The following is a 25,831-nucleotide window of genomic DNA, read 5'->3' as shown; positions in this document are numbered from 1 at the left end:
AAAATACAACCGTCGCTGAAATGAAAAAGGGGCCGAAGCCCCTTTTGTCACGCGTCCGGCGCCGCCTTGGCGGGCTCGCTGTTCTCGTAGATGAGCAGCGGCTGGGAACTCCCGTCGATGACGCTCTCGTCGATGACCACCTTGCTGACTTCCTTCTGCGAAGGAATCTCGTACATGGTCTCGAGCAGGATGCCTTCGAGGATGGATCTCAGACCCCGGGCACCGGTCTTGCGCTCCAGCGCCTTGCGGGCAACCGCCTTGAGCGCGTCGGGACGGAACTCCAGATCCACGTCTTCCATCTCGAACAGCTTGGCGTACTGCTTGGTCAGGGCGTTCTTCGGCTCGGTCAGGATCTGCATGAGCGCCGGCTCGTCCAGCTCGTCCAGGGTCGCGATGACCGGCAGACGACCGACGAACTCCGGAATCAGACCGAACTTGACCAGATCCTCGGGCTCGGCGTCACGCAAGGATTCGCCGATCTTCTTGCCCAGCTCCACGCTGCGCACCTCGGCGTTGAAGCCGATACCGCCGCCCTTGGTGGAACGATTCTGGATGACCTTTTCCAGGCCAGCGAAGGCGCCACCGCAGATGAACAGGATGTTGCGGGTATCGACCTGCAGGAATTCCTGCTGGGGATGCTTGCGGCCACCCTGGGGCGGAACCGAAGCCACGGTACCTTCGATCAGCTTCAGCAAGGCCTGCTGCACACCCTCGCCCGAGACGTCACGGGTAATGGAGGGGTTGTCGGACTTGCGCGAGATCTTGTCGATTTCGTCGATGTAGACGATGCCCATCTGGGCCTTTTCCACATCGTAGTCGCACTTCTGCAGCAACTTCTGAATGATGTTCTCGACGTCCTCACCCACATAACCGGCTTCGGTCAGCGTGGTGGCATCGGCGATGGTGAAAGGTACGTTGAGCAGGCGCGCCAGCGTTTCCGCCAGCAGGGTCTTGCCCGAACCGGTCGGACCGATGAGCAGGATGTTGCTCTTGCCCAGCTCGACGTCGTCTTTCTTCTCGCGCTGATTCAGACGCTTGTAGTGGTTGTAGACGGCAACGGCGAGGACCCGCTTGGCACGCTGCTGACCAATGACATACTGGTCGAGGATAGCGCTGATTTCCTTCGGCGCTGGCAGCTTGTGCGCATTGCTTTCGGCCTGAGCTTCCTGGACTTCCTCGCGGATGATGTCATTGCACAGGTCGACGCATTCGTCGCAGATGAAGACGGAGGGTCCAGCGATCAATTTACGTACTTCGTGCTGACTCTTGCCGCAGAAGGAGCAGTAAAGCAGCTTGCCGTTATCGTCGCTATTGCGCGTATCTGTCATTCGATCGATCCAATGGAATGTGCTTACATCAACAAGATGGAGCCTATTGCACGGTTTTTCAAGCCTACCTGCCCAAACGACGGCGCCTGGGCAGGTGGTCGAGGCGGGGTCAGGCGGGGATGTTGCGCTTCTCGAGGACCTTGTCGATCAGGCCGTAGGCAACGGCTTCGGGGCCACTCATGAAGTTGTCACGGTCGGTATCGCGGGCGATCACGTCCATGGGCTGACCGGTGTGATGCGCCAGTACCTTGTTCAGACGCTCACGGATGGTCAGAATTTCACGGGCGTGAATTTCGATGTCCGACGCCTGACCCTGGAAGCCGCCCAGGGGCTGGTGAATCATCATCCGCGAATGCGGCAGGCAGAAGCGCTTCTCGGCGGCGCCGCCTGCCAGCAGCAGGGCGCCCATGCTGCAGGCCTGGCCGATGCAGATGGTGGAGACGTCGGGCTTGATGAACTGCATGGTGTCGTAAATCGACATGCCAGCGGTCACCGAACCACCCGGGCTGTTGATGTAGAGGTGGATGTCCTTGTCAGGATTCTCCGCTTCCAGGAACAGCAGCTGGGCGACGACCAGGTTGGCCATGTAGTCCTCGACCTGACCCACCAGGAAGATGACCCGCTCCTTGAGCAGCCGGGAGTAGATGTCGTAGGCGCGCTCGCCCCGGGCGGATTGCTCCACCACCATGGGTACCAGACCGCCAGCGGCTTGAATATCGGGCATGGATTGCATGTATGAATTGCGGGACATGTCCTGCACTAGCTCCCTATCTGGATAACCTGTCAAAAACACATAAGCCAGCACGAGGCTGGCTTAGGTGAACTAGCAACTGGAGGCAGATCAGGCTGCTTGCGGAGCCTCGGCCGGTTTGACCGCGTCCTCGTAGGAGACCTGCTTGTCGGTGACTTTTGCCTGCTTGAGGACAGTATCCACGACTTGTTCTTCCAGTACAACCGAACGCACTTCGTTCAGCTGCTGCTCGTTCTGGTAGTACCACTTCACTACCTGCTCGGGCTCCTGATAGGCCGCAGCCATTTCCTCGATCAGCTCGCGGACGCGGGCGTCATCGGGCTTGAGCTCGAACTGCTTGACCATCTCGGCGATGATCAGACCCAGCAGCACGCGGCGCTTGGCCTGCTCGCTGAACAGCTCGGCCGGCAGTTGCTCGGGCTGGATGTTGCCACCGAACTGCTGGACTGCCTGAACGCGCAGACGATCCACTTCGTTGCTGATCAGGGCGGCCGGGACGTCGATCTGGTTGGCGGCCAGCAGACCGTCCATGACCTGGTTCTTGACCTTGGTCTTGAGGGCCTGGCGCAGCTCGCGATCCATGTTCTTGCGCACTTCGGCGCGGAAACCTTCGACGGTGGTCTCTTCCACACCAAACTGCTTGAAGAAGGCTTCGTTCAGTTCGGGCAGCTCGGGAGCGGCCACTTCCTTGACGGTGACCTTGAACTGAGCGGCCTTGCCGGCCAGATCCAGGTTCTGGTAGTCCTCGGGGAAGGTCAGGTCGAGCACGCGCTCGTCACCGGCCTTGGCGCCGACCAGGCCGTCTTCGAAACCGGGAATCATGCGACCCGAGCCCAGCACCAGCTTGGTGCCTTCGGCGGAACCACCGGCGAAGGCTTCGCCGTCCTGGGTACCGACGAAGTCCAGGGTGAGCTGGTCATCGTTGGCGGCAGCGCGGTCAACGGCTTCATAACGGGTGCCCTGCTTGCGCAGCACGTCGAGCATCTTGTCGATGTCGGCGTCTTCAACGCTTGCGTCCTGACGCTCGATCTCGATGCCGTCCAGGCCCTTGACTTCGAACTCGGGGAAGACTTCGAAGGTGGCAACGTATTCCAGGTCCTTGCCCTTTTCGAACACCTTGGGTTCGACGGCGGGTGCGCCGGCCGGGTTGAGCTTCTGCTCGACAACGGCTTCGTAGAAGGTTTCCTGAATGAGATCACCCAAGGCTTCCTGACGAGCCGAGGCTTCGTAGCGCTGGCGGATGACGCTCATGGGGACCTTGCCCGGGCGGAAACCGGGAACCTTGGCACGCCGTGCAGTCTGCTGCAGACGCTTGTTCACTTCGGTTTCAATACGCTCGGCCGGCACGCCAATGGTCATGCGACGCTCGAGAGCAGAGGTGTTTTCAACGGAAACTTGCATGGATATTCCTCGTGGCACAGAAACAGGCCGGCACTCCGACCCCCCAGAATCAAGGGCGACCATTCTAGAGACAGTCTCAGGCGAAGTCACCTGGCTTGATCCAGCGGTGCGTACGGGCACTGCCGAAGGAAGCCTGAACGAGCGCGTCGAGAGCAACATTTTGTTGCCCGCATATAGTTGTACGACGTCGTATGTAGTGCTAAACCCTGAAGGGCAAGCTAACGAAGAGGCCGCCTCCGGCCCTATTCACAACAACAACAATCGTTAGGAGAACCGCCCTAATGGACCAATCTGGTTCCGTCGAGAAATCCATACCCGAGAGCAAGGAGCAGAGCTCCGGCCTGCGCCGCCTGGCGAAGCTGCTGGGGCCTGGCATCATTGCGGTGCTGTCCTGGCTGGGCGCCGGGGACCTCATCACCTCCTCGGTGGCAGGGGCCAACTACGGCTACGCCATGATGTGGGTGCTGGCGGTGTCCCTGCTGCTGCGCTTTCTCATCGTCAACATCATCGCCCGTTTCCAGCTGTGCAATAACCGCGGCATGTCGATCCTCGAAGGCTATGCCCAGCTGCACCCGGTGTTCGCCTGGTTCATGCTCGGCTATGCGCTGATCATGGGGCACCTGACCAACGCCTACATGCTCAAGGGCGCCGGCGAAGCCCTGGCCACCCTGCTCCACCTCGACCAGCCGCTGCTCTGCTCGGTGGCGGTGGTGATCGCGGTCTGGCTGCTGGTGGGCCGCAACTTCTATGCGCTGATCGAGGGGGTGATGAAGGTGTTGCTGGCCGTCATGACTCTGGCCTTCATCACCCTGGCGGTAATGTCGGGTCCGGACCTGGGCGGAATCCTGCGCGGCACCATCGGCTTCAGCATCCCGCCGGACGAAGGCGTGCACGGCGCCCTGCTGGTGGCCGTATCGGTGATCGGCGCCGTGGCCGGCTCCATCGCCAACTTCGTGCATCCCTATGTGATGAAGGAAAAGGGCTGGACCGGCCCGGAACACAAGCGCATCCAGCGCAACGACCTGCTCTTCGCGGTGGTGGTCGGCATCGTCATCAACCTAGCCATCTGGGTGGTCGGGGTGGAGATCCTCAGACCCAATGGCCTGCAGGTGAATACCCTGAGCGACCTGGGTGCGGCCCTGGAGCTGTTCTTCGGCACCGGCGGCTGGCTGATTTTCTTCACCGGGGTCTTCGCCACCCTGTTCGCCAGCGTGGTGGGCAAGACCACCGCCTTCCCCATGCTGATCACCGATGCCCTGCAGCACATCCGTCCGGAACGCCGCGAACGCTATGGCAAGACCTTTCACAAGGACCCGGCGCACAGGTGGTTCCTGCTCTTCATCCTGGTGACGCCGCTGGTATGGTCGCTGCCGGGCATGCCCGACTTCGTGACCCTGACCATTGGCGTGAATGCCCTCAACATCGTCGGCCTGCCGGTGATCTCCCTGGGGCTGCTGATCATGTCCAACCAGAAGTCGCTGCTGGGCGACAAGTACCGCAACAACTGGTTCGAGAATCTGGCGCTGGGCTTTGCCACCCTGCTGGCGATCTGGGTCGCGATCCAGTTGGGCCTGCAGTTGCTGGACTGAGCCCTGCCGTTTCGGGGCGGGTTCGCCGCCCCCGCTTTCTTCAAGGAGTCTAGAGATGCCTGAACAGAACGAACGTCCACTGCTGCTGCAGGTGGGTCCGCTGCTGCCTGCCCTGCAGGACGCCCTCACTTCACGCCATGAGGTGCTGCGGCTCTGGGAAGCACCCGACCCGTCCGCCCTGCTCGCCGCGCGTGGTCAGGACGTGGTGGCCCTGGTCACCTCCGGGGTGTATGGCGCGACGCGCGAGCTGATGAGCGCCCTGCCTGGCCTGAAGGCGGTGTTCAGTTTCGGGGTGGGCTACGACAGCATCGACATCGCCGCCGCCCGGGATCTGGGCGTGGTGGTGAGCAATACCCCGGGCGTGCTGGACGACTGCGTCGCCGACACCGCCTTCGCCCTGCTGATCGATGTGGCGCGGGGCATCAGCGCCGCGGATCGCTTCGTGCGCCGCGGTGACTGGCAGCAGGGCAAGTTTCCACTGACCTCGCGCCTGGCCGGCAAGACTTGCGGCATCGTCGGCCTGGGCAATATCGGCAAGAGCATCGCCCGCCGGGTCGAGGCCTTCGGCATGGAGGTGGCCTACCACGGTCGCCAGCGGCAACCGGACGTCCCCTATCGTTATCACGCCGAGCTGGAAGACCTGGCCAAGGCGGCGGACTTCCTGGTCCTGTCGCTACCCGGCGGACCGGCCACCGATGGACTGGTCGATGCGCGAATCCTCGCCGCCCTGGGGCCCCGTGGCTATCTCATCAACATCGCCCGCGGGAGTGTGGTCGACGAGCCCGCCCTGGTGGCCGCCTTGCAAGCCGGCAGCCTAGGCGGCGCCGGCCTGGATGTCTTCGCCGAGGAGCCCGCGGTGCCCGCCGCGCTACTGACGCTGGACAACGTGGTCCTCACCCCGCACCTCGGCAGCGGTACCCACGAGACCCGCCAGGCCATGGCCGACCTGGTACTGGCCAACGTGGAGCGCTATTTCTCCGAGGGTCGCCTGGTCACGCCGGTCTGACCGCAGATGCCTGCCGGCCAGTGTGCTACTCGATGGCCGGCAGGGTCTTGCCGCGGATACGGCGGGCCAGGGAGTCGTAGATCTCGCGGCAGCCTTCGGCCCAGAAGCGATCGGGGTCGTCCTGGGGTTCGAGGGTGACGGAGAACTCGCCGTCACGCTCCTTCAGCACGAAATGGTCGTTGGTATAGAAGAAGGACAGGCCGATGGCGAAGGTCTGCGGGGTGCCGGCGAGGTCATCGACGATCACCGTGAGGTCGTAACGGGCATAGACCTCCAGCTCGCGCACGATATTGCCATCGACGCGCTTTTCCAGGCCCAGCCCGGCATCCACCTGATCCGCGGGGGTGAGTCCCAGGTAGCGGGTGAAGCAGTCCGGCAATTCATGCAGACGGCGCTCCAGTCCCTGCCAGTAGGCTTCTTCCCGCTCGGCCGCCTTGCTCAGCGCCTGACTCAATGCCTGATATCGTTCCATTGCCGTTCCCATGTGTTCACCGGAGGCCGTCGACGGACGACCGACAGCTCTGAGACCCCAGCCGGGTCCCGGGGTGCCGCAGCGATTGGCGACGGGCTTCAGGATGCCGGCCAGCCCAGCACCGGGGCGCGGGTTTCACCGAGCAGGAAGCCCCGATTGGCGTCGGTGCAGGCGCGCAGATAGTCGGTCACCAGGGTGATGCGCCGCAGGCGGCGCAGGTCTTCGCGGTAATAGAGCCAGAATTGCCGGGTGATCTGGATCTGCTCCGGCAGGAGCGCCACCAGCCGCGGATCGGGTTCGGCGACAAAGCACGGCAGGATGGCCAGGGCGTGCCCGCACAGGGCCGCCTGGTATTGGGCGATCACGCTGGTGCTGCGCAGGCCGCTGCTGGCCTCGGGCAGGATGCGCTCCAGATAGAGCAGCTCGGGGCTGAAGGCGAGATCGTCGACGTAGGTGATGAATCTGTGGCGCTGCAGATCGGCCAGCTGCGTGACGGGTGGGTGGCTGGCCAGATAGTCGGCAGTGGCATAGAGCCGCAGGCGGTAGTCGCAGAGCTTGCGGCAGACATAGGGCCCGCGCTCGGGCCGCTCCAGGGTGATGGCGATGTCGGCTTCACGACGCGACAGGTTGACGAAGTGCGGCACCGGCAGCACCTCCAGGGTGATGCCGGGATAGCGATCATGGAAGAAGCTCAGCTGGGGCGCGACGAAGTAGCTGCCGAAGCCTTCGGTGGCGCCGATGCGCACCTGGCCGGACGGCGCCAGTCGGGTGTCGGAGATCTGCTCGCAGGCGGTCTGCAGGGTGCTTTCCAGGGTTTCCGCGTGCACCAGCAGGCGCTGTCCTTCCATGGTGAGGCTGAAGCCGGTGCTGCGCGACTTCTCGAACAGCAGCGCCCCCAGCGCCTTTTCCAGGGCGGCGATCCGCCGCGAAACGGTGGTGTAGTCCACCCCCAGTCGCCGGGCGGCGGCGCTGGCCTTCTGGGTGCGCGCCACTTCGAGGAAGAATCTGAGATCGTCCCAGTCGAGACGTCCCGCCGGGTTATTGGATTTTTGCATATCGGTCGGGCGTTTTTGTCGGAAGCCAGGGGACTTTTGCCGGAACTATACTGCTTACCAGGTCGCGTCACGAGCGGTGACGGCGCGAATCTCTGCCTGCCAACAACAATAAAGAGCAGACCACCATGACCCACCCGCACGCCCCATCCCGGCGCCAGGCCGGACGCTGCCCTTCCTTCCCGCCCCTGCAGGCCGCGGGGTATCGCCCATGACCGCCGGCGACGCCTTCCGTGAAGCGCGCGACTTCCTGCTGCGCCATCGCACCGACTACGCCACGGCCGTCCGCGATTTCCGCTGGCCGGAGCTGGAACACTTCAACTGGGCGCTGGACCATTTCGATCGCCTGGCCGAGGAGCATGCCGGTCCGGCGCTGTGGCGGCTGGATGCCGAGGGCCGGGAGGAGCGCTACAGCTTCGCCGAGCTGCGCCAGGCGTCGAATCGCACCGCCAATTTCCTGCGCGCCCAGGGTGTGCGTCGCGGCGAACGCATCCTGGTGATGCTGGGCAACGAGGTGGCGCTGTGGGAGACGCTGCTCGGTGCCTTCAAGCTGGGCGCCGTGGTGGTGCCCGCCACCACCCTGCTCAGCGATGCCGATCTGCAGGATCGCGTGCAGCGCGGACGTATCGCCCACCTGGTGGTGGGCAGCGCCCATACGGAGCGTTGCGCCAGTCTGGATCCTGGCTTCACCCGCATCTGCGTCGGGGCGTCGGTGGCCGGCTGGCAGCCCTATGCGCCGGACGCCTGTGCCAGCGACTTCCTGCCGGACGGCCCTACCCTCGCCACGGATCCGCTGCTGCTCTATTTCACCTCGGGGACCACCTCGCGGCCCAAGCTGGTCCTGCACAGCCACAGCAGCTATCCGGTCGGGCACCTGTCCACGCTCTACTGGATCGGCCTGCAACCCGGCGATGTGCACCTCAACATCTCTTCCCCCGGCTGGGCCAAGCATGCCTGGAGTTGCGTCTTCGCGCCCTGGAACGCCGGTGCCTGCGTGTTCATCCATGATGTGCCGCGCTTCAAGCCCCAGGCGCTGCTGGAGGTGCTGGCGCACTACCCGGTCACCAGCCTCTGCGCGCCGCCCACGGTATGGCGGATGCTGATCCAGGAGGACCTCGCCGCCTATCGCGATCGACTCGACCTGCGGGAGCTGGTCGGTGCGGGCGAGCCGCTCAATCCCGAGATCATCGACAGCCTGCAGGCGGCCTGGGGGCTGACCCTGAGAGACGGCTTCGGCCAGTCGGAAACCACCGCGCTGGTGGGCAACACCCCCGGACAGCCGCTCAAGCCGGGCTCCATGGGTCGTCCGCTGCCCGGATGCCACGTCGAATTGCTGGATGCCGATGGTCGACCGGGCGACGACGGCGAGGTGGCCCTGTCCCTGCAACCGCGGCCGGCCGGGCTGATGCTGGGCTACGAGGACAGCCCGGAAAAGACCGCCGAGGTGATGCGCGACGGGCACTACCGCACCGGCGATACCGCGGTGCGCGACGCCGAGGGCTACATCACCTTCGTCGGGCGCGCCGATGACGTCTTCAAGTCGGCGGACTACCGCATCAGCCCCTTCGAACTGGAGAGCGCCCTGATCGAGCATCCGGCGGTGATGGAGGTGGCGGTGGTACCGAGCCCCGATCCCCTGCGCCTCAATGTACCCAAGGCCTTCGTCATCCTCGCCGCCGATCACGCGCCTTCGCCCGCGCTCGCGCAGGAGCTGCTCGGTTTCGCCCGTGGCTGCCTGTCGCCCTACAAGCGGGTGCGGCGCCTGCAATTCGTCAGCGAACTGCCCAAGACCCTGTCCGGCAAGATCCGCCGCATCGAATTGCGCCTCGGCGAGGCCCAGCGCCGCGCCAGCGGCACCCCCGATATCCACGACTACGCCGAAGAAGACTTCGCCGCTCAACCTGCCCCGGCCGCCCCGGCCACCGCTCAGGAATCCCTGTCATGACCCAGACCGCCATCAAAGACGTGCCGCTGCTGATCGACGGCCAATTCGTCACCTCCACCAGCCGCGAAGGCCGCGAGGTGATCAATCCGGCGACCCAGGAGGTGCTGGCGCGGGTGCCCTTCGCCACCGCCGAGGAGGTGCAGCGCGCCGTGGCCAGTGCCAAGGCGGCCTTCGCCACCTGGCGCAAGACGCCCATCGGCGCCCGGGCGCGCATCTTCCTGCGCTACCAGCAGTTGATCCGCGAGCACATGAGCGAATTGGCCGCGTTGCTCACCGCCGAACAGGGCAAGACCCTGGCCGACGCCGAGGGCGATGTCTTCCGTGGCCTGGAGGTGGTGGAGCACGCCGCGGCCATTGGCAACCTGCAGCTGGGCGAGCTGGCCAACAACGTCGCCAGCGGAGTGGACACCTATACCCTGCTGCAACCCCTGGGCGTCTGCGCCGGCATCACCCCCTTCAACTTCCCGGCGATGATTCCGTTGTGGATGTTTCCCATGGCCATCGCCTGCGGCAACACCTTCGTCCTCAAGCCTTCGGAGCAGGATCCGCTGGTGACCATGCGCCTGGCCGAGCTGGCGCTGGAAGCCGGGGTGCCGCCCGGGGTGCTCAACGTAGTCCATGGCGGACCGGCGGTGGTGGACGCCCTCTGCGATCACCCGGACATCAAGGCGCTGTCCTTTGTCGGCTCGACCCGTGTCGGCACCCACGTCTATCGCCGCGCCAGCGAAGCCGGCAAACGCGTGCAGTGCATGATGGGCGCCAAGAACCATGCGGTGGTGATGCCCGACGCGCCCCGCGAGCAGACCCTGGCCAATCTGGTGGGCGCCGCCTTCGGGGCGGCGGGTCAGCGCTGCATGGCGGTCTCGGTGGTGGTGCTGGTGGGCGAGGCCAACAGCTGGGTGCCGGACCTGGTGGCCAAGGCGCGCAGCCTCAAGGTGGGTGCGGGTCACGAGCACGGCACCGACGTCGGCCCGCTGATCTCCTGCCAGGCCCTGGACCGGGTCAGCGGCCTGATCGAGCGCGGGCTGAGCGAAGGCGCGACCCTGGAGCTGGACGGCCGCAACATCCAGGTCGAGCGCTACGAGAAGGGCAACTTCGTCGGCCCGACGCTGTTTTCCGGGGTGACCACCGACATGACCCTGTACCGCGAAGAACTGTTCGGACCGGTGCTCTGCGTGATGCACGCCGCCACCCTCGACGAGGCCATCGCCCTGATCAACGCCAACCCCAACGGCAACGGCGTTGCCCTCTTCACTCGCTCCGGCGCCGCGGCACGGCGCTTCCAGGAAGACATCGACGTCGGCCAGGTCGGCATCAACGTGCCCATTCCGGTACCGGTGCCGCTGTTCTCCTTCAGCGGTTCGCGCGCCTCCAAGCTGGGTGACCTGGGGCCCTACGGCAAGCAGGCGGTGCTCTTCTATACCCAGACCAAGACCATCACCACGCGCTGGCCCGACGAGCAGGACGTCGGCAGCGCCGGGGTCGTCAACACCACCATCACTCTCAAGTAGGGGAGACGCCAGCATGCATCTGGGATTTCTGGGACTGGGCAACATGGGCGCCCCCATGGCCCGCAACCTGCTCAAGGCCGGCCATCAGCTGACCGTCTTCGACCTCTCCGCCGCCGCGCTGGAAGCGCTGCGCGCCGAAGGGGCCGAGGTTGCCGCCTCGCCTACCGCCGTGGCGGAAAGTGGCGCGGAAGTGATCATCACCATGCTGCCCGCGGCCGCCCATGTAAAGACGGTCTATCTCGGTGACGACGGGCTGATCGCCCGGGCCCGTCCGGGCACCCTGCTGATCGATTCCTCCACCATCGATCCGCTCAGCGCCCGGGCGGTGGCCAGCGCCGCCGCCGAGCGCGGCCTGGAAGTGTTGGACGCCCCGGTCTCCGGCGGCACCGGCGGCGCCGCGGCCGGCACCCTCACCTTCATGGTCGGCGGCAGCGAGGCGGGCTTCCAGCGTGCCCAGCCGCTGCTGGCCGCCATGGGTCGCAACCTGGTGCACTGCGGCGCCAGTGGCAACGGCCAGGTGGCCAAGGTCGCCAACAACCTGCTGCTGGGCATCTCCATGATCGGGGTAGCCGAGGCCATGGCCCTGGGTACCCGCCTGGGCATGGACGCCAAGACCCTGGCCGGGGTGATCAATACCAGCAGCGGGCGCTGCTGGAGTTCGGAGGTCAACAATCCCTATCCGGACGTGCTGCCCCAGGCGCCGGCCTCGCGCGGCTACCAGGGCGGCTTCGCCGCCGAGCTCATGCTCAAGGACCTGGGCCTGGCCACCGAGGCGGCGCGTGCCGTGCGCCAGCCGGTGATCCTTGGGGCGGTCGCGCAGCAGCTCTATCAGAGATTCAGCCGCGCGGGTGGCGGCAGCCTGGATTTCTCGGCCATCATCCAGGACTACCTGGACGAGGACGGTGCATGAGCGACGCCAAGGTGCTGTTGGAAAGACGCGGCGGGGTCGGCTATCTGACCCTTGATCGCCCGACCGGGCTCAATGCCCTGGATCTGCAGATGGTGCGCGCCCTGCACGGGGCGCTGCGCGACTGGGAGCAGGACCCGGCCGTGCGGGTGATCGTGCTGCGCGGCAACGGACCCAAGGCCTTCTGCGCCGGCGGCGATGTCCGGGCGCTGTACGACAGCTACCAGCGCGGCGACGACCTGCACCTGAGCTTCTTCACCGAGGAATACGCCCTCGACCTGGCACTGCACCGCTATCCCAAGCCCATCCTGGCGCTGGCCCATGGGCTGGTGCTGGGCGGCGGCATGGGCCTGGTGCAGGCGGCGCGGCTGCGGATCGTCAGCGAGCGCACCCGAATGGCCATGCCGGAAACCGCCATCGGCTATTTCCCCGACGTCGGCGCCAGTCATTTCCTGCCACGCCTGCCCGACCAGCTGGGTCTCTATCTGGGCCTGACCGGGGTGCAGATCGGCCCGGCCGACGCCCTGGCCGCCGGCCTGGCCGATGTCTTCATTCCGGAAGCGGCCAACGCCGACCTGCTGCAGCGCCTGGAGGCGGCCACCGCCCAGGGCCCGACCGATCTGGCCGCGCTGCTGCAGGCGTTCGCCGCGGCGCCGGCCGAAGCCGCGCGCCTGACCGAGCTGCGCCCGGCCATCGCCGAGCACTTCGCGGCGGCCACCGTCGAAGAGTTGCGCAGCGGCCTGCAGGCGGAGCAGCGCCCCGCCTATCGCAACTGGGCGCAGGAGACCCTCGCCACCCTGGACGCCCGTTCACCGCTGGCGGTCGCCACCGCCCTGGAGCTGTTGCGCCAGGGCGGTGGGCTGTCCCTGGAGCAGTGCTTCGCCCTGGAGCTGCACCTGGATCGCCGCTGGTTCGAGAAGGGCGAGATCATCGAAGGGGTGCGCGCCATGCTGGTGGACAAGGACCGCACGCCGCATTGGAATCCGGCCCGCTGGCAGGATCTGGACCCCCGTCGCGTCGCGGCCTTTTTCTCCGACTTTCGCCATTCCTGAGGGAGGCTCCCATGCACGACATCGAACTCACCGAAGAACAACGCATGATCCGCGACCTGGCACGCGACTTCGCCCGCCGCGAGGTCGCGCCCCACGCCCGCGCCTGGGAAAAGGCCGAGTGGATCGACGACGCCGTGGTCGCCCAGCTGGGTGAGCTGGGCCTGCTGGGCATGGTGGTGCCCGAGCAATGGGGCGGCACCTACCTGGATTACGTCGCCTATGCCCTGGCCGTGGAAGAGATCTCCGCCGGCGACGGCAGCCTTGGCGCCCTGATGAGCATCCACAGTTCGGTGGGCTGCGGCCCGCTGCTGCGCTACGGCAGCGCCGCGCAGCAGGATCACTGGTTGCCCGACCTGGCCGCCGGCAAGGTGATCGGCTGCTTCTGCCTAACCGAACCCCAGGCCGGTTCCGAGGCGCACAATCTGCGCACCCGCGCGGTACTCGACGGCGACAGCTGGGTGCTCAATGGCAGCAAGCAATTCGTCAGCAACGGGCGCCGCGCCGGCCTGGCCATCGTTTTCGCGGTGACCGATCCGGAACTGGGCAAGAAGGGCCTGTCGGCCTTCCTGGTACCCACCGACACCCCCGGCTTTCGCGTCGAACGCACCGAGCACAAGATGGGCCTGCGCGCCTCCGATACCTGCGCCGTCACCCTGGACAACTGCCGCATCCCGGCGGCCAACCTGCTGGGCGAACGCGGCAAGGGCCTGGCCATCGCGCTCTCCAATCTGGAGGGCGGTCGCATCGGCATCGCCGCCCAGGCCCTGGGCATCGCCCGCGCGGCCTTCGAGGCGGCGCTGGGCTATGCCCGCGAGCGCATCCAGTTCGACAAGGCCATCATCCAGCACCAGAGCATCGCCAACATGCTGGCCGACATGCATACGCGCCTGAACGCCGCGCGACTGCTGATCCTGCACGCCGCGCGACTGCGCACGGCTGGCCAGCCCTGCCTGAGCGAAGCCTCGCAGGCCAAGCTGTTCGCCACCGAGACGGGCGAATGGGTGTGCTCCAAGGCCATCCAGATCCATGGCGGCTATGGCTACCTGGAGGACTATCCGGTGGAGCAGTATTACCGCGATATCCGCATCACCCAGATCTACGAAGGCTCCAGTGAAATCCAGCGCCTGCTGATCACCCGGGAACTCGATCGCTACGAAATGTGAGGGCGTACAGGATGACGGCCGTGACCTGTCCAGCAAAAGCCGAAGATGACATCCAGGCGTCATCTGGACAGCGCCGGGCGGGTGCTACGCTCCGGACAGGGATCGTGTCTGGTCCCGGTCTTGCCAAGGAATACCGTTATGGCCTCCCTGCTCGCCTGCATCGATGGATCCCCCCACGCCGAAAGCGTCTGCGACCACACCGCCTGGTTGTCGCGACGCCTGGATGCGCCCGTCACCCTGCTGCATGTGCAGGAGTCGGCCAGTAGCGGCAAGAAGGTCGCCAACGGTACCCCGGTCTATCTGGACGATGACGTCGGTGCCGGCATGGCCAAGGCGCTGCTGCTCAATGCCCGCCAGCGCCTCCTCCAGCAGGGCCTGACCTCGGCACCGCAGATCCTGCGCCGCCCCGAGGGACTGGTGGATACCCTCAAGACCCTCGAAGGGGATACCCGCCTGCTGGTGATCGGCAAGCGCGGCGAGCGCTCCGGGGACAGCGGCATCGGCAGCCAGCTGGAAGCCGTGGTACGCGCCGTGCACCGGCCGATCCTGATCTGCTCGGGCCCCTTCAAGCCCCCGCGCCAGTTCACCATCGCCTATGACGGTCGGGAAGCCACCCACCAGGGCATCCTGGCGCTGGCGCGCAGTCCGCTGCTGACCGGCATGAGCGGCACGCTGCTGCGGGTCGGCGAAGACGATCCGATCCTGCGCAAGCGCCTGGAAGACCTGGCGCTGCTGCTGCGCAGCGCCGGGTGCCGGGTCGACACCACCGTCGCCCATGGCGACGTGGAGCGCATCGTCCCTCGCCACCTCGACGAACGCCGGGCCGACCTGCTGATCATGGGTGCCTACAGCCATTCCTCGGTCTGGCGCTTCCTGCGCGGCAGTCGCACCACCCAGCTGCTGCACAAGACCGAAGTACCGATGCTGCTGCTGCGCTGATCCTGGTTGCGTCACGGCACAGTCCATCCTTCTGGGACGCGCTTCGTCGGCCAGCCGACCTTCACGCTCAAGCCCGTCCGAAAGTCGCCGAAGCAACTCTTATAGAGCCCCGCCCTCCGCCGGGCTCCCCGGCGCGTCGGTAGGCACCATGAGCACCCATGTCATCCATTTCACCGGTCCCATCAATTCCACCAGTTGCGGCCAGCTGATCGCCCATTGCTCCCAGGCGGTCCAGCAGGATGCCTCGCGGATTCTGCTGAAGATCGCCACCATGGGCGGTGACTGCAGCTACGGCTTCACGATGTACAACTTCCTGCTGTCCCTGCCGCTGCCGGTGCACACCCACAACCTGGGTACCGTCGAATCCATGGGCAACATCCTGTTCCTGGCCGGCGAACACCGCACCGCCAGTCGCCACAGCAAGTTCCTCTACCATTCCTTCTACTGGAACCTGAACAACTCGGTGGACCATGCGCGCATGGCCGAATACGCCATGTGCCTGGACTACGACCTGGACCTCTACGCCGGCATCGTCGCCGAACGTACGGCCGGTGCCGCCGAAGCCCTGGACATCTACAGCTGCCTCAAGGCCAACGCCCGGCTGCTGAGTCCGGAAGCGGCCCTGACCACCGGGGTGATCCATGCCGTGGACGAATGCCGGGTACAGCCGGGTGAGGTCACCACTTTCATCCACCTTTAAGCGGGCAATAAAAAACCCGGTGGCCAAAGGTCACCGGGTTTTTTATTGCCCGCTGCTGAAGATCAGCGGCTGAAGGACACCAGGGTGTTCGGGTAGCCGACGCTGGCATCCAGGCGGCTGGCGTCGAAGAATACCCCCAGGTTGCTCGCGCCCTCCTGCACATAGCTGATCTTGAGGATCTGGCCATTGACGAGGCGTACCGAGCCACCCAGCTTGAAGGCCGAACGATTGGCCGCGGTGGCCGGGATGGAGATGGCCGCGCCGCGACGGTAGACACCGCGATTCCAATCGGCGTTGGTGAAGTCGTTGATGGCGCTGCTGACGCTGGCGGCGCTGGTCACGCCGGTGGGCGACACGGTCACCGTCTTGGGATAGCCCACGGCGTTGCCGTTGAAGGGCGTGCCCTCGGTGAAGACGCCCAGGCTGTTGCCGACCTGCACCGCGGAAATCCGCCGCACCTGGCCATCCGCGGTGGTGAGATAGGCACCGGCCTTGAAGGCGGCGCGGTTCACCGCGGTACCGGGTACCGAGATCGCGGCCTTCTTGAGGAACACCCCCTTGTGCCAGTCCGGGTTGGTGAAGTCGTTGATCACCGAGGTCACGGTACCGGCGGTCGCCCCGGTGCTCGGCGGAATCTGCACACCGGCATTGCTACCGGTGTTGCCTGCGTTGCCGGTGTTGCTGCCGCTGCCGGAATTGCCGCCGGCGCTGCCGCCTGCCGAACCGCTGTTGCCGGTGGCGCTACCGCCGGTGGCCGGCGCGGTGCTGCCACTGGCGACCGGACCGATGGCAGTGCAGCTGCTGTCGTCCAGGTACTTGCGCAGGGTCGGCCACTGCGGCCGCTCCTGGCCATTGATCGGCTCCACCGACATGAAGTAGCTGCCCCAGCCGGGACCGGCGGCCCAGTAGGAGGCCGGGATGCAGTTCTGCTTGAGGTAGGCCAGCATGTTGTCCATCAGCAGATTCCAGCGCGGATTATTGTCCGGGACACCGAATTCACCGATGTAGCCGCGCTTGTTGTTCTTCTTCAGCCAGTCGACGAAGGGCTTGACCCGGGTCACGCCATAGTTGGCGTCGAGCTTGTTGACATCGGTCTTGTCGTAGCTGCCGCCGGCGTTCTCGTCGAAGTAGGAATGCGCCGAGAAGATGATGTTGTTGGCCGGATCCTTCAGCCCCAGCAGGGCGTCGTTGAATTCGGCCCAGCGGGTCGCGCTCGACCAGCCGTTGCCTTCGACGATGACCGGGCGGGTGCTGTCCACCGCGCGCACGCCATTGATGCCGTACTGGGCCGCGGTCGGCCAGTAGGCCATGGCATCGTGGGGCTCGTTCATGATGTCGTAGGCGTACAGCGAGGACTGGCCGCTCCACTGCCGCGCGATGTGGGTCATGATCTCCTGATAGCGGGCATAGGGTACGCCGCTGGTGCCGATCACCTGGCCGCGATAGCGGGCGTAGTTGTGCAGGTCGAGGATGATCTTGATGCCGTGCTTCTGCGCATAGCCGAAGGTCTGGTTCACCAGGGCGACGTAGGCACTGTCCAGTGGTCCGCCCAGCTTGGGTTGCAGGCGCTCCCAGATGATGGGGAAACGAATCAGCTTGACGCCCCGCGCGCTCCACTGCTGGAAGTAGGCCTCCACCGGGAAGATGTAGTTGGTGCCATTGATGCCGGGCAGCACCTGGGGCGCGAAGCCCGCACCCGACAGATTCAGACCGACCAGGCTGACAGGCTCGGCCTGGGCAACGCCAGCGGACAGCGCGAGAACAGTGGCGGCCGCGGCGAGCGGACGACGAAGGGCGGTAGCGAAGGAGCGGATAGGCGTCATGGTCGGATACTGCTCAGGGAGGCGTGGCGTCGATATCCTTTGTGTACGAGCAAAGCCTGGGTTTAGGTAAGGCCACTGGGACGTGACAAAAAAAGCACTCTGCGTCCTGCAGTTGCCTTACCCAATACAAGTCATATGCCAGGTGGCTGAAACCTTTCACCCCAAAAGTAGTCCTTCCGCTTCACTGTCACGCTGAAACCCCTGACCTAGAGCCTTTACGGCAAACGTAACCAAATGTGCGCGGCATGGGGTCGCAGTGTCGAAACGCTGCGTCTGACAAGATAATCGCACCCTGAAGACAGAAATCTGACGCCAAATTCATTGACGCTCAGACTGGGGAATTTTCCTGGGTCGCGGCTATCCAAGGCTCAGCAACGTCTTGTATATAAGGTCCAGTCATGCGCGCAGAACAGCCGGGAACCCCTGTCTTCCGACCCACTCTCCTGGTGGTGGACGACGAGCCACTGGTCGCGGATTTCGTCCGCGAGATCCTCGAACCCGAAGGCTTCAACATCATCGCCGCTGACTCCGCCGACACCGCGTTGACGCTGTTGGAAAAGGAAGACGCCAACATCGACCTGCTGCTCACGGATATCCGTATGCCGGGTTCGATGGACGGGGCGCAGCTGGCCAACATGGTCTGCCAGCGCTGGCCAGACATGCCGATTATTGTCATGTCCGGCTACGAAACGCCGTCCACCGCAAGCATCAAATGCCAGGTGCGCTTCCTGCCCAAGCCCTGGTCCATCGGTCAGCTGATCGATGCAGTGAACGGCGTCGCCTATTCGGTTACGCCCAGCGCCTGAAGACCTGGGAACCTTGGCGATGTGAATAGTGTCACATCGCCACCCTGGTACTTAGGACAATAACAATGCTCGCCCTCACCCATCAGTTCGTCGCTCAATTGCCCAACATCGATTGCCTGTTTGGCCCGTTGACCCCGGATGGCGGTCTGCCCGTGCAGCTCGGTCGTTCCTGCGACGAGCGCCGGCTGACCCTGATGCTGGATATGGCGCGCCTGCGTGATAGCGCCTATTGTGCCGCTCAGGCGCAGCAGGTCCGCAGCTCGCTCGGCATTCGCTAACGGCTTCTCCTGCGCTCAGAGCGGTGGCGCCGGCCTGAGTAGCACCGCCTTGAGCGAAAAGGCCGAGGTCACACTGGCCACCCCGGGAATGCAGGTCAGGGTCTCGGCCAGAAAGTGCTGATAGGCCGCGAGATCCTGCACCACCACTCGCAACACATAGTCGGCATCCCCGGTCATCTGGAAACAGCTCATCACCTGAGGTGCCTTGACGATCTCCCGTTCGAAGGCGCGCAGGTAGTCGGTGGACTGCTTTTCCAGGCGCACCGAGACGAAGACGCTGACACTGCCGGCCAGCCGGGTCTCGTCGAGTTGGGCGTGATACCCCTGGATGTAGCGCTCCTCCTCCAGACGCTTGACCCGCCGTAGCGTCGGGGTCAGCGACAGCCCGATCTTCTGCGCCAGATCGCGCCAGCTCAGCCGCCCATCGGCGGACAGGGCATTGAGGATGCGCAGGTCGATACGATCCAGACCAGCCATGGTGCAAAACCTCTACTGTTGTTCTTGTACTGAGTTCAATAGCACCAAAAGCCCGGGCTGCCCATCCCGAAATTGCGGCAAAACGGCTAGTGGAGCCGGCCTATACTCAGGTGACCAATAACAAGAATGCCGAGGCCTCCACCATGTGGCACCCTGCATCGCATCCGGACGGCCAACCCGTCCTGCGACCCGCCCGCACCCTCATCCAGCTGGAGGGGCGGCCATGAGCGACTACCCTCCCCTGCGCCTGCACGTCCCCGAGCCCAGCGGCCGACCGGGACGTCCCACGGATTTCAGCTACCTGCAACTCTGCCCCGCCGGTCGTGCGGAAAGGCCGCCGGTGGACGTGGCACCGGTGGATACCCGGGAACTGGCCACCCAGCTGATCCGCATCCTCGACGAAGAGGGTCGCGCCGTCGGCCCCTGGGCCAGCGAAGAAGCGCCCGAACTGCTGCTGCAGGGCCTCAGGGCCATGCTCAAGACGCGGCTGTTCGATGCGCGGATGCTCAAGGCCCAGCGGCAGAAGAAGCTCTCCTTCTATATGCAGTGCCTCGGTGAGGAAGCCATTGCCGTCGGCCAGACCCTGGCGCTGCGCCCGGACGACATGCATTTCCCCACCTATCGCCAGCAGGGCATCCTCATCGCCCGCGAGGCGCCGCTGGACGAGATGATCTGCCAACTGTTGTCCAATGCCCGGGATCCGCTCAAGGGTCGCCAGCTGCCGGTGATGTACTCCTACCGCGACCTCGGCTTCTTTTCCATCTCCGGCAACCTGGGCACCCAGTACATCCAGGCGGTGGGCTGGGCCATGGCTTCGGCGATCAAGGGCGATACCCGCATCGCCGCCGGCTGGATCGGCGACGGCGCCACCGCCGAAGGCGACTTCCATGCCGCCCTCACCTTCGCCCACGTCTACCGGGCGCCGGTGATCCTCAACATCGTCAACAACCAGTGGGCCATCTCCACCTTCCAGGCCATCGCCGGCGGCGAGGGCATCACCCTGGCCACCCGTGGCCTCGGCTATGGCATCGCCGCCCTGCGGGTGGATGGCAACGACTTCCTCGCCGTGCTGGCCGCCTCGCGCTGGGCCGCCGAACGTGCCCGACGCAACCTGGGGCCGACCCTGATCGAATGGGTGACCTACCGCGCCGGTCCCCACTCCACCTCGGACGATCCGTCCAAGTACCGTCCCGCCGATGACTGGACGCACTTCCCCCTGGGCGATCCCATCGACCGGCTCAAGGCGCACCTGATCGGTCGCGGGCTCTGGTCGGACGAACAGCACCAGGCGCTGACCGCCGAGCTGGAAGCCGAGGTGGCGACCGCGCAGAAGGCCGCCGAAGCCCATGGCACCTTTGCCAGCGATCTCGCCCCCAGCGCCGCCGACATGTTCGAGGAGGTCTACCAGGACCTGCCGCCGCACCTGCGCCGCCAACGCCAACAGCTCGGGAAGTGACGCCATGACCGTACAACAGGAAACCGACCTGCCGACCCAGGCCGGCAGCCGCAGCACCCTGACCATGATCCAGGCCATCCGCTCGGCGATGGACGTGATGCTCGAACGCGACGACAACGTGGTGGTGTTCGGCGAGGACGTCGGCTACTTCGGCGGCGTCTTTCGCTGCACAGAGGGCCTGCAGGCCAAATATGGCGCCTCGCGGGTGTTCGATGCGCCCATCTCGGAGAACGGCATTGCCGGCGCCGCGGTGGGCATGGGCGCCTACGGCCTGCGCCCGGTGGCGGAGATCCAGTTCGCCGACTATGTCTACCCGGCCATCGACCAGATCGTCTCCGAGGCGGCGCGGCTGCGCTATCGCTCGGTGGGCCAGTTCACCTCGCCGCTGGTGTTCCGCATGCCCTGTGGCGGCGGCATCTATGGCGGCCAGACCCACAGCCAGAGTCCCGAGGCCATGTTCACCCAGGTGTGCGGCCTGCGCACGGTGATGCCCTCCAATCCCTACGACGCCAAGGGCCTGCTGATCGCCTCCATCGAGAGCGACGACCCGGTGATCTTTCTCGAACCCAAGCGCCTCTACAACGGCCCCTTCGACGGCCATCATGATCGTCCGGTAACGCCCTGGTCGGGCCACCCGGCCAGCGCCGTGCCAGACGGCTATTACCGTGTGGAGCTGGAACGGGCCGCCGTGGTCCGCCCTGGCAAGCAGGTCACGGTGCTGACCTATGGCACCACCGTCTGGGTCGCCCTGGCGGCCGCCGCCGAGACCGGCATCGATGCCGAGGTGATCGACATCCGCAGCCTCTGGCCGCTGGACCTGCAGACCCTCACCGATTCGGTGAACAAGACCGGCCGCTGCGTGGTGGTCCATGAAGCCACCCGCACCTGCGGCTATGGCGCCGAGCTGGTGTCCCTCATGCAGGAGCACTGCTTCCATCGCCTGGAGGCGCCCATCGAGCGCGTCACCGGCTGGGATACCCCCTATCCGCATGCCCAGGAATGGGACTACTTCCCGGGTCCGTCCCGGGTCGGCGCCGCGCTCAAGCGCGTCATGGAGGTCTGAGATGGGTACCCATGTCATCAAGATGCCCGACATCGGCGAAGGCATCGCCGAGGTGGAACTGGTCAAGTGGTACGTGGCGGTAGGGGATGAAGTCGGCGAAGACCAGACCCTGGCCGACGTCATGACCGACAAGGCCATGGTGGAGATCCCTTCCCCAGTGGTGGGCCGGGTGGTCGCCCTGGGCGGCGAGCCCGGCCAGGTGCTGGCCGTGGGCGCCGAGCTGATCCGCCTGGAGGTGGCCGGTGACGGCAATCTGCGCGAGGCCAGTCGCCCCGTGCCGATGGAAGCCGCGCCGGCGCCAGCACCCAAGGCGGAAGCGCCCAAGCCCGAAGCGGCCCCTGCTCCGCGACGCCCGGAAGCGGAGCTCCCGCGCGACGACGAGCGACCGGCTTCCCGTCCGGCCCCCGGCAGTCCGCCGCTGGCGTCTCCCGCGGTGCGCCAGCACGCCTGGGACCTGGGCATCGAATTGCGCTTCCTCACCGGCAGCGGCCAGGGCGGGCGCATCCTGCATGGCGATCTGGAAGCCTATGTGCAGCAACGCGACGCCGGACTGCCACCGGCCACTGGCGGCGGTGGCCTGGCGAAACGCAGTGGCGAGGAGCGCATCCCGCTGATCGGCCTGAGACGCAAGATCGCCGAGAAGATGCAGGCCGCCAAGCGGCATATCCCCCACTTCACCTATGTGGAAGAGGTGGATGTCACCGAGCTGGAGGCCTTGCGAGCCACTCTCAACCAGCGCTGGCAGGGGCGTCGTGCCCATCTCACCCTGCTGCCCTTCCTGGCGCGCGCCCTGGTAGTGGCGGTGCGGGACTTTCCGCAGATGAATGCGCGCTTCGACGAAGACAGCAGCACCGTGACCCGCTATGGCACCGTGCACCTGGGCATCGCCACCCAGGGCGAACAGGGTCTCGCGGTGCCGGTGGTACGGCACGCCGAGACCCTGGATCTCTGGGGCTGCGCCCAGGAGGTGGCCCGGCTGGCCACCGCGGTGCGCGGCGGCAAGGCCGGTCGCGACGAACTGTCCGGCTCGACCCTGACCATCAGCAGCCTCGGTCCGCTGGGAGGCATCGCCTCCACGCCCATCATCAACCATCCCGAGGTGGCCATCATCGGCGTCAATCGCATCGTCGAGCGCCCGGCCTTCCGCAACGGCCTGGTGGTGCCACGCAAGCTGATGAATCTGTCCGCCTCCTTCGACCACCGGCTGATCGATGGCCAGGACGCCGCCAGCTTCATCCAGGCCGTGCGCCAGCTGCTCGAACAACCCGCCACCCTTTTCCTGGAGTAGCCATGGACACCCGACTCCTCATCATCGGCGGCGGCCCCGGCGGTTATGTCGCCGCCTTGCGCGCCGCCCAGCTGGGCATCGCCACCACCCTGGTGGAGGGCGCTGCCCTCGGCGGTACCTGCCTCAACGTCGGCTGCATTCCCTCCAAGGCGATGATCCATGTCGCCGAGGAATATCATCGCGCCAGCGGTCGCGCTGAGCATGGCAGCCTGGGCATCCGCCACGGCCGCCCGGAGCTGGATCTTGGCCAGGCCGTGGCCTGGAAGAACGGCATCGTCGATCGTCTCACCACCGGCGTCGCCGCCCTGCTCAAGAAGCAGGGCGTGACGGTAATCGAGGGCTGGGCCGAAATCCTCGATGGCAAGACCGTCGAGGTGCAGCGCGCCGGCGGCGAGCGGCTGCGCATCCGTACCGAGCACCTGGTGCTGGCGATGGGCTCCACCTCGGTGGAATTGCCCAGCCTGCCCTTCGGTGGTCCGGTGATATCGGCCACCGAGGCCTTGTCACCCACGGAAATTCCCGACCACCTGGTGGTGGTGGGCGCCGGCTATATCGGTTTGGAACTGGGTATCGCCTATCGCAAGCTGGGCGCCCGGGTCGCGGTGGTGGAAGCCCAGTCGCGTCTGCTGCCCGGCTACGACGCCGAGCTCACGGCGCCGCTGCGGCAGCGGCTGGAACGCCTGGGCATCGAGCTGCACCTGGGCTGCACCGTCGCCGGTCTGGCCGCGGACGGCGCGGGTCTGCGGATGACCCGTGGCGACGGTCGGGAAGAGCTTCTGCCGGCCCAGCGCATCCTGGTCGCCGCCGGCCGCCGCCCCCGCACCGAAGGCCTGGAGCGCCTGCCGCTGGACTACGACGGTCGCTACATCCGCGTCGACGACGGCTGTCGTACCAGCATGACCGACGTCTGGGCCATTGGTGATCTTACCGGCGAACCCCTGCTGGCCCATCGCGCCATGGCCCAGGGCGAGGTAGTGGCCGAGCTGATCGCCGGCAAGCGGCGGCGTTTCGCCCCGGTGGCCATCCCGGCGGTCTGCTACACCGATCCGGAGATCGTGGTGGTCGGCCTCACCCCCGAGCAGGCCAAGGCCCAGGGGCTGGAGACCAAGGTCGTCAGCTTCCCCTTCGCCGCCAATGGCCGTGCCCTCACCCTGGAGGCGCCGGAAGGCTTCGTGCGGGTGGTGGCCCGCGCGGACGACCACCGTATCCTCGGCTGGCAGGCCACCGGGCAGCAGGTGGCGGAACTGGCCACGGCCTTTTCCCACAGTCTGGAAATGGGCATGCAGCTGGAAGACGTCGCCGCCACCCTGCATCCCCACCCCACCCTGGGCGAAGCGGTGCAGGAAGCGGCGCTGCGGGCCCTGGGCCGGGCCCTGCATCTGTGACCGGCCTGCCGCGCGACAGCCTGGCGCGGGGCATCCTCGACGAGGCCCTGCCCGGGCTGTGCCGGCGCAGTGGTCTGGCGCCAGACGCCCTGCTAGCCGCCGAAGGCGTCCAGCTAGCCGACCTGCTGCTTGGCCGCGAGCGCCTTTCGGCGCCGCTATTCGGCCAGCTGTGGTATCGCCTGGCGCGGCGTTTCGATGATGAATTCTTCGCTCTCGGTCCGCGCCCGCTGCCGGCGGGCAGCTTTGCCTTTCTCTGCCAGAGCACCCGCCTGCAACCGACCCTCGGCGATGCCCTGCGGCAAAGCCTCGACTTCCTGCGGCTGACCCTCGGCGTCGACCTGCGCCTGCAGCGCAATGGCGAGCAGGTGACCCTGCGGCTGGCCCTGGGCAGTCTGCCGGGCAGCTTCGCCGTCTTCACCCTCTGGCTGATCCTGCACGGCCTGGCCTGCTGGCTGGTGGGCCGTCGCTTGCCGCTGGAGGAAATCCGCCAGACTGCCGAGGAGCCGCCAGCGGAACTGCTGGCCGACTATCGGCAGCGCTTCGGCTCCAAGCTGAGCTTCGCTCGCGGCGAAGACTGCCTGGTGCTAAACGCTGCCGTGCTGGGCCTGCCGATCCGCCGTACTGCCGCGGACGCGCGCCGCTTCATAGCCGCCGCACCGGGCAATCTGCTGGTGCATTATCGCGACGACGCCAGCCTGATCACCCGCATCCGCACCCTGTTGCGTACTTGTGCACCAGAGGACTGGCCGGACGCCGTCAGCCTGGCCGAGGCCCTGGGCCTGGCCCCCGCCACCCTGAGGCGCCAGCTGGCCGCGAGCGGCCAGACCTACCAGGGCCTCAAGGACGAACGCCGGTGCCGGCTAGCCTGTCGCCAGCTGGACCAGGGCGCCTTGCCCCTGGACGAGCTGGCCCTGCGCCTGGGTTTCGCCGACCCCCGTTCCTTCCAGCGCGCCTTTCGCAAGTGGACGGGCCTCAGTCCCCTCGGCTATCGCCAACGCCAGACCCGGGCGGGTTAGCCGTCGGCCAGCTGGGCAGCGATGGCGGCGGTATCGATCACCGAGCGCACCTCGCGGATGCGTCCGTTCTCGAAACGATAGAAGACATGTTCGCTGAAGCGTACGCGCCGTCCGTTCACTGCCAGCCCGAACAGCTCGCCGCGCGGCGTGCAATCGAAATCCAGCTGCGCGGCCAGCCAAGGCGCCTCGACCACCAGCAGATGGACGGTGAAGTGCAGATCGGGAATGGCGGCATGATCGCCTTCAAGCATGGCCTGGTAGCCCGCCAATCCCAGGGGCCGGCCGTTGTGCTCGACGGCGTCGTCGACATAACGGCCAAGCGCCGTCCAGGCCTGGCGGTTGAGGCAGTCGAGGTAGGCCTGGTAGTGGCTGCCGAGTTCGGTTGCGGCAAGGGGCATGACACGTTCTCCATGGGCGTTGACT

At 66.1% G+C, this 25,831-nt stretch carries 24 protein-coding genes; 16 read left to right on the top strand and 8 right to left on the bottom strand.

What is annotated here, in order from left to right:
• Positions 1–47: 47 nt before the first annotated feature.
• The 3 genes from clpX to tig form a co-directional block, all read right to left on the bottom strand.
• Positions 48–1,328: an ATP-dependent Clp protease ATP-binding subunit ClpX gene (gene clpX, locus QE444_RS12355; protein ID WP_133859302.1), complete on the bottom strand. Its 1,281-nt coding sequence runs from the start codon at positions 1,326–1,328 to the stop codon at positions 48–50.
• Positions 1,329–1,437: 109 nt separating this feature from the next.
• Positions 1,438–2,079 carry an ATP-dependent Clp endopeptidase proteolytic subunit ClpP gene (gene clpP / locus QE444_RS12350; protein WP_007162222.1) on the bottom strand — a complete coding sequence of 214 codons (642 nt, stop codon included), beginning with the start codon at positions 2,077–2,079 and terminating at the stop codon, positions 1,438–1,440.
• 90 nt (positions 2,080–2,169) lie between these two features.
• On the bottom strand, positions 2,170–3,480 hold the full coding sequence (gene tig / locus QE444_RS12345; RefSeq protein WP_187979074.1) for a trigger factor: 1,311 nt from the start codon (positions 3,478–3,480) through the stop codon (positions 2,170–2,172).
• 281 nt (positions 3,481–3,761) lie between these two features.
• Here tig and QE444_RS12340 point away from each other — a divergent pair, with 281 nt between their 5' ends.
• On the top strand, positions 3,762–5,069 hold the full coding sequence (locus tag QE444_RS12340) for an Nramp family divalent metal transporter (RefSeq protein WP_187979073.1): 1,308 nt from the start codon (positions 3,762–3,764) through the stop codon (positions 5,067–5,069).
• A gap of 55 nt (positions 5,070–5,124) precedes the next feature.
• Positions 5,125–6,075, top strand: coding sequence for a 2-hydroxyacid dehydrogenase (locus QE444_RS12335; RefSeq protein ID WP_187979072.1), 951 nt, complete (start codon positions 5,125–5,127; stop codon positions 6,073–6,075).
• 25 nt (positions 6,076–6,100) lie between these two features.
• Here QE444_RS12335 and QE444_RS12330 read toward each other — a convergent pair whose 3' ends face one another.
• A complete protein-coding gene (locus QE444_RS12330; protein ID WP_178083865.1) occupies positions 6,101–6,547 on the bottom strand; it encodes a hypothetical protein in 447 nt (148 codons plus the stop codon).
• Positions 6,548–6,645: 98 nt separating this feature from the next.
• On the bottom strand, positions 6,646–7,602 hold the full coding sequence (locus tag QE444_RS12325; protein ID WP_309738782.1) for a LysR family transcriptional regulator: 957 nt from the start codon (positions 7,600–7,602) through the stop codon (positions 6,646–6,648).
• A 208-nt stretch (positions 7,603–7,810) separates the two neighbouring features.
• Between QE444_RS12325 and QE444_RS12320 the strand changes: the two genes are divergently transcribed.
• The 7 genes from QE444_RS12320 (at position 7,811) to QE444_RS12290 (ending at position 15,816) form a co-directional block, all read left to right on the top strand.
• A complete protein-coding gene (locus tag QE444_RS12320) occupies positions 7,811–9,544 on the top strand; it encodes an AMP-binding protein (protein WP_309738779.1) in 1,734 nt (577 codons plus the stop codon).
• On the top strand, positions 9,541–11,055 hold the full coding sequence (locus QE444_RS12315) for a CoA-acylating methylmalonate-semialdehyde dehydrogenase (protein WP_133859308.1): 1,515 nt from the start codon (positions 9,541–9,543) through the stop codon (positions 11,053–11,055). The genes QE444_RS12320 and QE444_RS12315 overlap by 4 nt, the downstream gene beginning before the upstream one ends.
• A gap of 13 nt (positions 11,056–11,068) precedes the next feature.
• Positions 11,069–11,965: a 3-hydroxyisobutyrate dehydrogenase gene (mmsB, locus tag QE444_RS12310; protein WP_309738776.1), complete on the top strand. Its 897-nt coding sequence runs from the start codon at positions 11,069–11,071 to the stop codon at positions 11,963–11,965.
• Positions 11,962–13,014 carry an enoyl-CoA hydratase/isomerase family protein gene (locus QE444_RS12305; protein ID WP_309738774.1) on the top strand — a complete coding sequence of 351 codons (1,053 nt, stop codon included), beginning with the start codon at positions 11,962–11,964 and terminating at the stop codon, positions 13,012–13,014. Before mmsB ends, QE444_RS12305 begins: the two co-directional genes overlap by 4 nt.
• Before the next feature lie 11 nt (positions 13,015–13,025).
• Positions 13,026–14,177, top strand: coding sequence for an acyl-CoA dehydrogenase family protein (locus QE444_RS12300; protein WP_187979066.1), 1,152 nt, complete (start codon positions 13,026–13,028; stop codon positions 14,175–14,177).
• Between the two features lie 138 nt (positions 14,178–14,315).
• Entirely contained in the window at positions 14,316–15,116 is an 801-nt protein-coding gene (locus tag QE444_RS12295; RefSeq protein ID WP_158891073.1) for a universal stress protein, read from the top strand.
• A 148-nt stretch (positions 15,117–15,264) separates the two neighbouring features.
• Positions 15,265–15,816, top strand: a complete 552-nt coding sequence (locus tag QE444_RS12290; protein ID WP_187979065.1) for an ATP-dependent Clp protease proteolytic subunit — start codon at positions 15,265–15,267, stop codon at positions 15,814–15,816.
• Positions 15,817–15,878: 62 nt separating this feature from the next.
• On the opposite strand, the gene QE444_RS12285 is transcribed toward QE444_RS12290, so the two are convergent.
• Positions 15,879–17,639: a glycoside hydrolase family 5 protein gene (locus QE444_RS12285; protein ID WP_187979064.1), complete on the bottom strand. Its 1,761-nt coding sequence runs from the start codon at positions 17,637–17,639 to the stop codon at positions 15,879–15,881.
• A gap of 398 nt (positions 17,640–18,037) precedes the next feature.
• On the opposite strand from QE444_RS12285, the gene QE444_RS12280 reads away from it, so the two are divergent.
• Positions 18,038–18,445 (top strand): response regulator, encoded by a 408-nt coding sequence (locus QE444_RS12280; RefSeq protein ID WP_158891078.1) that lies wholly within the window; start codon positions 18,038–18,040, stop codon positions 18,443–18,445.
• A gap of 65 nt (positions 18,446–18,510) precedes the next feature.
• Positions 18,511–18,723 carry a hypothetical protein gene (locus tag QE444_RS12275; RefSeq protein WP_273862864.1) on the top strand — a complete coding sequence of 71 codons (213 nt, stop codon included), beginning with the start codon at positions 18,511–18,513 and terminating at the stop codon, positions 18,721–18,723.
• A 15-nt stretch (positions 18,724–18,738) separates the two neighbouring features.
• Here the strand turns inward: QE444_RS12275 and QE444_RS12270 are convergent, their stop codons facing one another.
• Positions 18,739–19,200 carry an Lrp/AsnC family transcriptional regulator gene (locus QE444_RS12270; RefSeq protein WP_027597697.1) on the bottom strand — a complete coding sequence of 154 codons (462 nt, stop codon included), beginning with the start codon at positions 19,198–19,200 and terminating at the stop codon, positions 18,739–18,741.
• Positions 19,201–19,423: 223 nt separating this feature from the next.
• On the opposite strand from QE444_RS12270, the gene QE444_RS12265 reads away from it, so the two are divergent.
• The 5 genes from QE444_RS12265 to QE444_RS12245 are packed head-to-tail and all read left to right on the top strand — an operon-like array spanning position 19,424 to position 25,408.
• Positions 19,424–20,656, top strand: a complete 1,233-nt coding sequence (locus QE444_RS12265; RefSeq protein WP_187979062.1) for a thiamine pyrophosphate-dependent enzyme — start codon at positions 19,424–19,426, stop codon at positions 20,654–20,656.
• A 4-nt stretch (positions 20,657–20,660) separates the two neighbouring features.
• Positions 20,661–21,719 carry an alpha-ketoacid dehydrogenase subunit beta gene (locus QE444_RS12260; protein ID WP_187979061.1) on the top strand — a complete coding sequence of 353 codons (1,059 nt, stop codon included), beginning with the start codon at positions 20,661–20,663 and terminating at the stop codon, positions 21,717–21,719.
• Between the two features lies 1 nt (position 21,720).
• Entirely contained in the window at positions 21,721–23,007 is a 1,287-nt protein-coding gene (locus tag QE444_RS12255; RefSeq protein ID WP_309738763.1) for a dihydrolipoamide acetyltransferase family protein, read from the top strand.
• Positions 23,008–23,009: 2 nt separating this feature from the next.
• Positions 23,010–24,392 carry a dihydrolipoyl dehydrogenase gene (lpdA, locus tag QE444_RS12250; protein ID WP_309738761.1) on the top strand — a complete coding sequence of 461 codons (1,383 nt, stop codon included), beginning with the start codon at positions 23,010–23,012 and terminating at the stop codon, positions 24,390–24,392.
• Positions 24,389–25,408, top strand: a complete 1,020-nt coding sequence (locus QE444_RS12245; protein ID WP_273862860.1) for an AraC family transcriptional regulator — start codon at positions 24,389–24,391, stop codon at positions 25,406–25,408. Before lpdA ends, QE444_RS12245 begins: the two co-directional genes overlap by 4 nt.
• Here the strand turns inward: QE444_RS12245 and QE444_RS12240 are convergent.
• The gene (locus tag QE444_RS12240) at positions 25,405–25,806 is read right to left on the bottom strand and encodes an ester cyclase (protein ID WP_187979057.1); all 402 of its coding nucleotides are present in this window, start codon (positions 25,804–25,806) and stop codon (positions 25,405–25,407) included. The genes QE444_RS12245 and QE444_RS12240 overlap by 4 nt on opposite strands.
• Positions 25,807–25,831 lie beyond the last annotated feature (25 nt).

The organism is Pseudomonas sp. SORGH_AS_0199 (assembly GCF_031453735.1).
GTDB classification, from domain to species: domain Bacteria; phylum Pseudomonadota; class Gammaproteobacteria; order Pseudomonadales; family Pseudomonadaceae; genus Chryseomonas; species Chryseomonas aestiva.
Note: the sequence above shows the minus strand (reverse complement) of the source record. Positions and strands in the feature narration are given on the sequence as shown.